The organism is Pseudomonas sp. HD6515 (genome assembly GCF_024971855.1).
GTDB lineage: Bacteria > Pseudomonadota > Gammaproteobacteria > Pseudomonadales > Pseudomonadaceae > Aquipseudomonas > Aquipseudomonas alloputida.
In genome coordinates this window covers 1,041,918-1,053,202 of the sequence record NZ_CP079827.1, presented here as the reverse complement: position 1 = coordinate 1,053,202, position 11,285 = coordinate 1,041,918, and the positions used below count along the sequence as shown (strand labels likewise).

Genomic DNA, 11,285 nt, shown 5'->3' with positions numbered 1-11,285 from the left:
GGCCAACATCATCAATACAGAATCAGCGCCGAACCGGCCGCTTCTGCAGCTTGCGCTGCAACGTCCGTCGGTGCATGCCCAACGCCCGCGCGGTGGCCGAGATATTACCTTCATGCTCGTTCAGCACGCGCTGGATATGTTCCCACTGCAGGCGATCGACCGACATCGGGTTTTCCGGCACCAGGGTATCCAGGTCGGTGTGCTCCGACAGCAGTGCTGCCAACACATCATCAGCGTCAGCCGGCTTGCACAGGTAGTTGCAGGCACCGCGCTTGACCGCCTCCACTGCGGTGGCAATGCTCGAGTACCCGGTCAGGATCACCACGCGCATTTCTGGGTCCAGTTCCAGCAGCTTGGGCAGCAGCACCAAGCCGGAGTCGCCATCCATCTTCAGGTCCAGCGTGGCGTAGTCCGGCAGGTCCTGCTGGGCCAGAATCAAGCCTTCTTCGGCAGAACTGGCAGTGCTCACACGGAAACCGCGACGGCTCATGGCCCGGGCCATGACCCGGGTGAAGGTGGCATCGTCATCCACCAGCAGCAGGTGCGGCAGCTCTTCGCTTTCGACCTGGTTTTCTTCGCTCATCATTCATCTCCTCGCTTGCCATAGGGCAGGCGCAGTTCGGTCAGGGTGCCACCCTGTTCATGACTATAGAGTTTCACCGAGCCGCCCGCACGGGTCACGCTGGCCTTGCTCAAGAACAGGCCCAGGCCGAAGCCTTTGCCCTTGGTGGTAATAAAAGGTTTGCCAATGGCTTCGGCAATGGCTGGCGGTACACCAGGACCATGGTCGCGGATACTGATGACGATGTCCTGGGCGTCCCAGTCCAGGCGAACCTCCAGATCATCAGGGCAGGCATCGGCGGCATTGTTCAACAGATTCAGTAACGCCTGGGTCAGGTCTGGCGGCGGCGCCAGACGCGGCACCTTGCCGTCGCGCAGGCGCTGGAAGCGGTAGCTGGCTTCCGGGCGCATCAGGTGCCAGCGGTTGAGCGCCTCGTCCAGCCAGGCAGTCACATCCTGCTCCACGATGGCCAGGCGCCGGTTGGCTTCGGCTGCGCGCACCAGCTGTTGCAAGGTCTCTTTGCACAGCTTTACCTGGTCCTGGAGGATTTGCAGGTCCTCCTGCAACAGCGGGTCGGTGTGGTCCTGGCGCATTTCGTTGATCAGCACGCTCATGGTCGCCAGCGGCGTACCCAGTTCATGGGCGGCACCGGCGGCCTGGGTAGCCACAGCCAGCAGTTGCTCGTCGCGCAGGCTTTCTTCACGCCGCTCTGAACGCAGCTGCTCCTGGCGGCGCAGCTCTTCGGCCATGCGCGCGGCAAAGAAGGTGATCACAGCCGCCGCCAGGGCAATGCTCAGCCACATGCCGTAGACCTGCATCTTGTCCCGCGCCATCGGCAGCCCTTCGAGCGGGTAGAACTGCACCAGCAGCAAGCTGTAGGCCGTCAGCGCAATGCCCGACAGGATCAGCGAATACAGCCACGGCAAGGTCACCGCGGCAATCGCCAGCGGCACCAGGTAATACGACACGAACGGGTTGGTCGAGCCGCCGGAGTAATACAGCAAGGCACTGTGGATCAGCAGGTCACAGGCCAGCTGCAGGGCGTACTCCATTTCGGTGACGGGCAGCGACAGCCGCAGGCGCAGGGCCGTGAAGGCACACAGCAACGAAGACAAGGCCAAGGTGCCGGCCAGTGACAGCCAGGGCAACGGCAGCAGTTCGGTCCAGTAGGCAACGCCCACCGAGCCGGCCTGGGCAGCCAGGACCAGGACCCGAATGACGGTCAGGCGCCAGAGGTTCTGGCGGGTAGCGGACAACGGTTGTACGGCGGCGAGCATGAGCTCTCCTGATGAGTGCTCCAGAAAAATCGGCTGGAGTATACCGAAGCCGGGCGCCTCGCTGCAGCGATGCGGCAAAGCGCCACACTTTGTCACAGGTTCATGATGGCACTTTTGAACCCACTACACTGTTGCCGGTCTTATGGGCCATGCGTGGAATGGATGACCAGCCCCCACGCCTTTAAATGCCAAGGAGTACCACATGCAAATCCCACGTCGCGGCGCTGCCCTGATCATGTCTTGCGGCCTGCTCGCCAGCCTGCCGGCACTGGCCGCCGATGAACCGCGCTTCAACCAGGTATCGCTGCGTGCCGAAGTCAGCAAGGAAGTGGCGCGCGACCTGATGGTCGTGACCCTGTACAGCGAAGCGCAGAACAGCGACCCGGGCAAGCTCGCCAAGCAGATTACCGAAACCATGAACAAGGCCGTGCAGCAGTCACGCCAGGTCAAGGACGTGAAGATCAGCCAAGGCAGCCGCAACAGCTACCCGGTGTATGACAGCAAGGGCCAGAAAATTACCGGCTGGCGCGAACGCGCCGAACTGCGCCTTGAAAGCGCCAACTTCCCGGCCTTGTCCCAGCTTACCGCCGATTTGTTGCAAGAGCTGAAAATGGCTGGCATGGACTTCTCCATCGCCCCGGCCACGCGCAAGGCCAGCGAGGATGCTCTGCTCAAGGATGCGGTCGATGCCTTCAAGGCACGCGCGCAACTGGCGACTGAAGCGCTGGGTGGCAAAGGCTACAAAGTGGTGAGCCTGAACCTCAACAGCAGCGGCTACCCGCGCCCGTACTTGCGTAGCGCGCCGATGGCAATGAAGGCCATGGGGGCTGATGAAGCAGCACCGGCGCCAGATATCGAGGCGGGCACCAGTGAAGTGAGCATGAATGCCGATGGCCTGATCGAAGTGCAGATGCCATAAGGCGTCCACGCATCATCTGTGGGAGCCCGCGAGCAAGACACGGCGGTGGATGGCACGGGCTTCGCCCGTGTTCGCGGGTAAACCCGCTCCTACAGGTGAACGCGCCATTTTCACGATTTTCAGACCTTTCTTACGCACCATCAAGGTGCGTCCTACGTTTACCCTTGCCTAGAAACATCGCGCAAAACGCCATCATTTTGCCTACGCAAACGTTTAACTTCGCCAAAAGTTATACCGATGCGACATCCATGTACGGTCGTACCACTTTTCTGACGCCAACTATCCTTGTACCTGTTGCATTGGGAACACCCCCTGCATAAGTATCCGCAGGTCGGCTCACGAGGCCACCTCATCCAAAAAATGACAACAATGAGGCCACCATGCTCAAACACGCAGTCATTCCGTTCCTGCTGGGTGCAGGCTTGCTCAGCGGCGCACCGTCGGCCGTTGCCGCATCCAACCTGGTGTTCTGCTCCGAAGGCAGCCCAGCCGGCTTCGATCCGGGGCAGTACACCACCGGGACCGACTTCGACGCCTCGGCAGAGACCGTGTTCAACCGCCTGACCCAGTTCGAGCGCGGCGGCACTGCGGTCATCCCGGGCCTGGCGACCAAATGGGAAGTGTCCGACGACGGCAAGACCTACACCTTCCACCTGCGTGAAGGGGTCAAGTTCCACACCACCGACTACTTCAAGCCCAGTCGCCCGTTCAACGCCGACGACGTGCTGTTCACCTTCAACCGCATGCTCGACAAGGACAACCCGTTCCGCAAGGCGTACCCCACCGAGTTTCCATACTTCACCGACATGGGCATGGACAAGAACATTGCCAAGGTGGAGAAGCTTGACGAGCACACGGTTAAGTTCACCCTCAACGAGGTGGACGCCGCGTTCATCCAGAACCTGGCCATGAGCTTTGCCTCGATCCAGTCCGCCGAATACGCCGACCAGTTGCTCAAGAATGGCAAGGCCGCCGACATCAACCAGAAGCCGATCGGCACCGGCCCGTTCGTGTTCAGCAAGTACCAGAAGGACGCGCAGATCCGCTTCAAGGGCAACAAGGACTACTGGAAGCCCGAGGACGTGAAGATCGACAACCTGATCTTTGCCATCACCACCGACGCCTCGGTGCGCATGCAGAAGCTTAAAAAGAACGAGTGCCAGGTCACCCTGTTCCCACGCCCGGCCGACATCGAGCCGCTAAAAGCCGACAAGAACCTGCAAATGCCGCAGCAGGCCGGTTTCAACCTCGGCTATATCGCCTACAACGTGATGGACAAGATCAAGGGCAGCAACGAGGCCAACCCCATGGCCCAGCTGAAAGTCCGACAGGCGCTGGACATGGCCGTGGACAAGAAAAAGATCATCGAGTCGGTGTACCAGGGCGCCGGCCAGCTGGCGGTCAACGCCATGCCGCCCACACAGTGGTCTTATGACGACAGCATCAAGGACGCCGCCTTCGACCCCGGGAAAGCCAAGCAACTGCTCAAGGAAGCCGGCATCAAGGAAGGCACCGAAATCACCCTGTGGGCCATGCCCGTGCAACGCCCGTACAACCCCAATGCCAAACTAATGGCTGAAATGCTCCAGTCCGACTGGGCCAAGATCGGTATCAAGGCGAAGATCGTCAGTTATGAATGGGGCGAGTACATCAAGCGCTCCAAAGGTGGCGAACAGGGTGCCATGCTGATTGGCTGGAGCGGTGACAATGGTGACCCGGACAACTGGCTGGGTACCCTCTACGGTTGCGATGCCGTCGATGGCAACAACTTCTCCAAGTGGTGCTACAAACCCTATGACGACCTGATCAAGCAGGCCAAGGCCACGTCCGACCAGGCCAAGCGCACCGAGCTGTACCAGAAGGCGCAGCACATCCTCAAGGAGCAGGTACCGATCACCCCGATCGCCCACTCCACCGTCTACCAGCCCATGAGCGCCAAGGTGAAGGACTTCAAGATCAGCCCATTCGCGCTGAACGCCTTCTACGGCGTCAGCGTGGACAAATAGGCTGACCGTGGCACCCGCTGAGCGGCGGGTGCCCCTCCCTCCTTGCCACCCTTTCATGTCGTCCTGCGGCTATCCGCTGCGGGGTCGGCTAACTGTTGCCGCCATTCGCACCCCGAGGCGGCGCAAACAGATGAAAAAGGAACTGCCATGCGCCACGCCAAACGCCTTTCGACCCTGCTGGCCCTGGGCCTGATCAGCCAATCCCCGGCCCTTTTGGCCAACAATCTGGTGTTCTGCTCCGAGGGCAGCCCAGCTGGCTTCGACACCGCCCAGTACACCAGCGCCACCGACAACGACGCCGCCGAACCCATCTACAACCGCCTGGTCGAGTTCGAACGTGGCGGCACCGCCGTGCACCCGGCCCTGGCGACGCACTGGGAGGTGTCCGACGACGGCCTGCGCTACACCTTCCACCTGCGTGAAGGGGTCAAGTTCCACAGCAACAAGGCCTTCAGCCCGAGCCGCACGTTCAACGCCGACGATGTGCTGTTCACCTTCAACCGCATGCTCGACAAGGGGCATCGGTTCCGTCAGGCCTACCCTACCGAGTTTCCCTATTTCAACGGCATGGGCCTGGACAAGAACATCGCCCGCGTCGAGAAGACCGACCCATTGACCGTGGTGTTCACCCTGAACACCGTCGATGCCGCGTTCGTCCAGAACCTGGCCATGAGTTTCGCCTCCATCCTCTCCGCTGAATACGCCGAACAGCTACTGGCCAGTGGACGCCCCAGCGACATCAATCAGCAGCCTATCGGTACCGGGCCGTTCGTGTTCCAGCGCTACCAGAAGGATTCGCAGATCCGCTACAAGGGCAACAAGGACTATTGGGCAGCGAACGAGGTGAAGATCGACAACCTGGTGTTCTCGATCAATACCGACCCGTCGGTGCGCATCCAGAAGCTGCGCCGCAACGAATGCCAGGTCACCCTGCACCCCCGCCCGGCTGACCTGCCGGCGCTCAAGGCCGACAGCACGCTGCAGGTGCTCCAGCAACCAGGCTTCAACCTCGGCTACATCGCCTACAACACCCGGCACCCGCCATTCGACCGCCTGGAAGTGCGCCAGGCAATGGACATGGCGGTCAACAAGAAAGCCATCCTCCAGGCGGTGTATCAGGACGCCGGCCAACGGGCGGTCAACGCCATGCCACCAACCCAGTGGTCCTATGACGACAGCATCAAGGACGCCCCGTACGCGCCCGAAAAGGCCAGACAGCTGCTCCAGCAGGCCGGTGTCAAACCTGGCACCGAGGTCACCCTGTGGGCCATGCCGGTGCAACGCCCGTACAACCCCAATGCCAAGCTGATGGCCGAAATGCTCCAGGCCGACTGGAGCAAACTCGGTTTCAAGGTGCGCATCGTCAGCTACGAATGGGGCGAATACCTCAAGCGCATGAAAAACGGTGAGCACGACATCGCCCTGATCGGCTGGACCGGTGACAACGGCGACCCGGACAACTGGCTGGGCACCCTCTACAGCTGCGATGCCATCGGCAGCAACAACTACTCGCAGTGGTGCGACCCGCAGTACGACAGCCTGGTCAAGCAGGCCAAGCAAGTGACCGACCGTACGCAACGCACCGCCCTGTACCAGCAGGCCCAGCAGCGGCTAAAGCAGCAGGTACCGATTACGCCGGTGGCGCATTCCACCGTGAGCCAGCCGCTTAGCGTCAAGGTTTCCCAGTTCAAGGTCAGCCCGTTTGGGCGCAATGATTTTTCCGGTGTGAGTGTTGATTAAGCGTTAGCCAGTACCGGCCTCTTCGCGGGCAAGCCCGCTCCCACAGGATGGACTGCCCCCCAAAAGTTGGACAGTTTTAAGCTGCAGCCTGAGCCCTGTACTCCACAGGGCTCAGGCCATTGAGCCTCAGCTTGATGCGATCATGGTTGTAGTAGTGAATGTACTCATCCAGACCCGCTCTCAGCTCATCAATGCTCTCGAAACGCTTCAGGTAGAAAAACTCAGACTTGAGCGTGCCGAAGAAGCTTTCCATGGCCGCGTTGTCCAGGCAATTGCCTTTTCGAGACATGCTCTGCTTTACCCCACATTCGCTTAGCTTACGGCGGTATTGCGCCTGCTGGTAATGCCATCCCTGATCCGAATGCAGCACGAGCTTCGGTTTCTCTCCCAGGCAATCGAGCGCTTTGCCAAGCATGTTCCCAACCAGGCTATAGCACGGGCGGCTGGCCATTTCGTAGGCCACGATTTCGCCGTTGTACAAATCCATCACGGGCGACAGATAGAGCTTCTGTTGAGCTACTTTGAACTCGGTTACGTCAGTCACCCACTTTTGGTTTGGGCGTTGAGCGATAAAATTTCGCTCCAGTACATTCGCTGCCACTTTACCGACGGTACCTCGATAGGAGCGATATTTCTTGGGGCGCACTACTGATTTCAATCCCTGCTCAGCCATCAGCCGTTCAATGACCTTCTTGTTCACCCGCTTTTCCTTCCTGATTACGAGTGCGATACGGCGATAACCATAAAGCCCTTTCTGCTCGTGGTAGACGCGATGCACCAATGCCTTGAGCTCAGCATGCCGATCTGGCTTCTGCTGAGCTTTGAGCTGGTAGTAGAAGGTGCTGCGCGCCAGCTCGACCAGTTGAAGGAGGTCAGGCAAAGGAAACCTGCGCTTGAGTTTGGAAACGATCAGGACTTTTTCCCGCGTGTTCGTTCCTTTTCCTCGCGCAGAGCCTTGAGCTCCTTTAGGACAGCATTCTCCATGCGCAGGTACTCAAGTTCAGCCATCAGCTGATCTCGAGACTTCTGATCATCATTGGTATCGGTGGGTTTGGCAGGCTTGATCTTCTTCGACACGTCGATTGGCTTTCTTGGCTTGATGGCAGTAGAGGGTGCAGGACTGCCACTGTAGTACTGCCGCTGCCAAATGCCTATCTGAGAAGACTGCCCAAGACCAAAGTGGGCAGCGGTCTGGCGCAGCGAAAGCCGATGCTCGTGCATATAGCTAAGCACCTGCTGTTTGAAATCACTGGTATAGCGCCGCCCATGCGAGCCTGGACCAATGCCATTATTGGCCTGATAACTGGCCACCCAGCGTCGAAGCAGGCTGAAATCGATACCTAAGTGTTGAGCCACCTTTCGGAAACCGTTGCTGCCATCCAGGTAGGCTGTGATCGCTGTGAGCTTGAATTGCTCGGTGTACTTACCCATAGATCCCCCAAGGGTTGGATTGGTGTCCAACTTCTTGGGGGCAGTCCAGGATCTCGACAGGTTCGGACACTGCGCCCTACCTGTGGGAGCGAGCTTGCCCGCGACGAGGCCAGAACGGCCAACACAACGCCCCGATTCTGCCCGGCGATCCCGCGGCACCCCTGGCAACACCGCAGCAATCACCCGGCCCACAAGGCCGGCCATAACTAGAAAAGAAAGGGAGCTTTAACCTTGAAAGTATTCACCTTGACCGCACTGGCGTTATCCATCGGTGCCTTTTCCACGGTGGCCCAGGCAGATCCGCAGAGCCAGGACTACCTCCCGCTCACCCTCAAAAGCAGCAGCGAGCAAGCGCAAGCCAGCGGCTTCATCGACGGCCAAAGCCTGTCCGGCAGCACCCGCAACTGGTATGCCCGCGAACGTGCCGCACGCGCGCCGCTGTGGAAGTACTACAAGAACGACGGCACCCGCCACGACACCCACAGCCGTGAAAACTGGGTCCAGGGCACCATCCTCAATTACAGCTCCGGCTTCACCCAGGGCACCGTGGGCTTCGCCGTCGAGGCTGCCGGCTACAACGCCATCGCCCTGCAGCAGAGCCGCGAAGCCATTGCCGGCCCCAACAACCGCACCCTCACCCACAGCGATGGCGACCCCGTCGGCCAGTGGAGCAAACTGGGCCTGGGCAATATCAAGGCGCGCGTGTCCAACACCACCCTTACCCTTGGCCGCCAGTCGGTGGACACGCCGATGATCGCCTACATCGGCAACCGCGCCCTGCCCTCGAGCTTCCAGGGCGCGTTCCTGCACAGCGCTGAATTCGACAACCTCAGCCTCGACCTGGGCACCTTCGACCGCGTCTCGCCACGTACCGAACAGAGCCTCAGCAAGTTCCGCAGCGAGTACAGCGCCACCGGCGTGGAAACCGACCGTGCCAGCACCGCCGGCATCAACTACCAGCCATTCAAGAGCCTGAGTACCAGCCTGTACGCCACCAAGGTCGACGACTTCTGGAACCAGTACTACTTCGGCGCCAACCATGTGCTCGGCGACAGCGCAGTGCTCAGCCTGAGCACCGGCCTGAACTACTACAAGACCGTCGACGCCGGCAGCCAGAAAATGGGCAAGATCGACAACGACACCTACAGCCTGTCACTGGGCCTGACCCATCAGGCCCACACCCTCAGCGCCTCCTGGCAGCAGGTCAACGGCAATGAGTACTTCGACTACCTGCACGAAACCAACGGCATCTTCCTGGCCAACTCGCTGCTGTCGGACTTCAACGGCCCCAACGAGAAATCGCTGCAGATTTCCTATGTGCTGAACATGGCGCCCTATGGCGTGCCTGGCCTGAAGTTCAACCTGTACAACGCCCGCGGCTGGGGTATCGACGGCACTCACTACCGCGGCACTGCCTACGACGTGAATGGCCTGGATGGCGAAACCCACTATGAGTGGGGTATCGGCACCAGCTACGCGCTGCAGAGCGGGCCGCTGAAAGACACCAGCATACGCGCCACCTACACCACCCATCGCGCCAGCAAGGCCCAGGGCGATGGCAGCCTGGATGAGTTCCGCGTGGTCACCACCATTCCGTTCAACATTCTCTGAGCGCGGGCGCCACGGCCTGTTTCGCTGCGGGCCGTGGCAGCTACGCTGGAATCAATGCACGCAGGGAGACTTCAACCTATGCAGATAGCTTTCAGGAAAACGCCAGTGCTGCGCCTTACCCTGGCAGCGCTGATACTGGGCAGCGCCACGCATCTGGCCGCCAAGCCGCTGGTGGTGTGTACCGAAGCCAGCCCGGAAGGGTTCGACGTGGTTCAGTACACCACTGGGGTCACTTTCGATGCCGCGTCCGAAACGCTGTTCAACCGCCTGGTCGACTTCAAGCCCGGCACCACCGATATCCAGCCGGCCCTGGCCGAGCGTTGGGACATTTCAGCCGACGGCCTGACCTACACGTTTCACCTGCGCCAGGGGGTGAAGTTCCACAGCACCGAGTACTTCACCCCTACCCGTGAATTCAACGCCGACGATGTGCTGTGGAGCCTGCGCCGCCAGCTCGACCCCGCCCATCCATGGCACGACAAGACCAGCGTCGGCTACCCGTACTTCGAAAGCATGGCCTTCAAGCAACTGCTCAAGTCGGTGGACAAAACCGACGACCACACGGTGGTGATCACACTCACCCGCCCGGAAGCGCCGTTCCTGCGGGACATGGCGATGGGGTTCACCTCGATCTACTCCGCCGAATACGGCGACCAGTTGCTCAAGGCCGGCAAGACCGCAGCGCTGAACAGCAAGCCGATCGGCACCGGCCCGTTCATCTTCCAGCGCTACAACAAGGATGCGCAGGTCCGCTTCAAACCTAACCCGGATTACTTTCGCGGCAAGCCGCCAGCCGACGCCCTGATATTCGCCATCGCTACCGATAGCAACGTGCGCCTGCAGAAACTGCGCGCCAACGAGTGCCAGGTGGCGTTGTACCCCAAACCCGAGGACGTGCCGTCGATAAAGGCCGACGCCAGGCTCAAGGTCGCAGAGACCGAAGCGTTGGTCACCGGCTACATCGCCATGAATACCCAGCACAAATACCTCAACGACGTGCGCGTGCGTAAAGCCATCAACATGGCCTTCGACCGCCAGACCCATGTCGACCAACTGTTTGGCAAAGGCAACGCACTGGTGGGTGTAAACCCCTACCCACCCACCATGATCGGCTACAACACCCACAACCAGAACCCACCGCGCGACCTCGATAAAGCCCGCGCCTTGCTCAGGCAGGCCGGTGTACCCGAGGGCACGGTAATCACCCTGTTCACCCGCAACGGCGGCGGCATGACCAACCCTAACCCGCGCCTGTCCGCCGAAATGCTGCAAGCCGACCTCAAGCAGATCGGCCTGAAGCTGGATATTCGCGTGATGGAATGGGCCGAGATGCTGCGCCGCGCCAAGCAGGGCGAAGCCGACCTGGTGTCCACCGGCTGGGCAGGCGACAACGGCGACCCGGACAATTTCCTTGGCCCGTTGCTCAGTTGCGAGGCCGCCAAAAACGGTGAGAACTACGCGCGCTGGTGCAACTCGAAATTCCAGGAACTGATCACCCGTGCCCGCGAGGTGATCGACAACGACGAGCGCGCAAGGCTCTATAGCGAGGCATTGAAGGTGTACGATGACGACCAACCCTGGATCAGCATGGCCCACCCCAAGGTGTTCACGGCCATGCGTGACAACGTGGAGGGCTACGTGATCAGCCCTCTGACCAACAATAACTTCGCCACGACCAAGGTGAAGTAGAACAACAACGACCGCCGGCCACCCACACGGGGACCGGCGGCACTGCCGTA

The 11,285-nt window shown here is 60.4% G+C and carries 8 protein-coding genes; 5 read left to right on the top strand and 3 right to left on the bottom strand.

All coding sequences use genetic code 11. The annotated features are described in order from the left end of the window. Window positions 1–22 precede the first annotated feature (22 nt). Together KW568_RS04880 and KW568_RS04875 are read right to left on the bottom strand one after the other, a co-directional pair. Window positions 23–583, bottom strand: coding sequence for a response regulator transcription factor (locus KW568_RS04880; RefSeq protein ID WP_003255244.1), 561 nt, complete (start codon window positions 581–583; stop codon window positions 23–25). Next, on the bottom strand, window positions 583–1,839 hold the full coding sequence (locus tag KW568_RS04875) for an ATP-binding protein (RefSeq protein WP_003255246.1): 1,257 nt from the start codon (window positions 1,837–1,839) through the stop codon (window positions 583–585). Before KW568_RS04875 ends, KW568_RS04880 begins: the two co-directional genes overlap by 1 nt. Window positions 1,840–2,041: 202 nt before the next feature. Between KW568_RS04875 and KW568_RS04870 the strand changes: the two genes are divergently transcribed. The 3 genes from KW568_RS04870 (at window position 2,042) to KW568_RS04860 (ending at window position 6,504) form a co-directional block, all read left to right on the top strand. Further along, window positions 2,042–2,758: an SIMPL domain-containing protein gene (locus tag KW568_RS04870; protein WP_003255248.1), complete on the top strand. Its 717-nt coding sequence runs from the start codon at window positions 2,042–2,044 to the stop codon at window positions 2,756–2,758. A 380-nt stretch (window positions 2,759–3,138) separates the two neighbouring features. Then, window positions 3,139–4,764 carry an ABC transporter substrate-binding protein gene (locus tag KW568_RS04865; protein ID WP_004574406.1) on the top strand — a complete coding sequence of 542 codons (1,626 nt, stop codon included), beginning with the start codon at window positions 3,139–3,141 and terminating at the stop codon, window positions 4,762–4,764. Between the two features lie 147 nt (window positions 4,765–4,911). Then, on the top strand, window positions 4,912–6,504 hold the full coding sequence (locus KW568_RS04860; RefSeq protein WP_004574404.1) for an ABC transporter substrate-binding protein: 1,593 nt from the start codon (window positions 4,912–4,914) through the stop codon (window positions 6,502–6,504). A gap of 76 nt (window positions 6,505–6,580) precedes the next feature. Here the strand turns inward: KW568_RS04860 and KW568_RS04855 are convergent. Then, window positions 6,581–7,935, bottom strand: a protein-coding gene (locus tag KW568_RS04855) for an IS3 family transposase (protein WP_085983016.1) whose coding sequence is annotated in 2 segments (ribosomal slippage) — window positions 6,581–7,459 and window positions 7,462–7,935 — 1,353 coding nt in all. Because the reading frame shifts where the segments join, the coding sequence is not laid out codon by codon here. A 231-nt stretch (window positions 7,936–8,166) separates the two neighbouring features. On the opposite strand from KW568_RS04855, the gene KW568_RS04850 reads away from it, so the two are divergent. Beyond that, the gene (locus KW568_RS04850; RefSeq protein ID WP_003255254.1) at window positions 8,167–9,546 is read left to right on the top strand and encodes an OprD family porin; all 1,380 of its coding nucleotides are present in this window, start codon (window positions 8,167–8,169) and stop codon (window positions 9,544–9,546) included. A 78-nt stretch (window positions 9,547–9,624) separates the two neighbouring features. Further along, window positions 9,625–11,235 (top strand): ABC transporter substrate-binding protein, encoded by a 1,611-nt coding sequence (locus tag KW568_RS04845; protein ID WP_033726404.1) that lies wholly within the window; start codon window positions 9,625–9,627, stop codon window positions 11,233–11,235. Window positions 11,236–11,285: the final 50 nt, after the last annotated feature.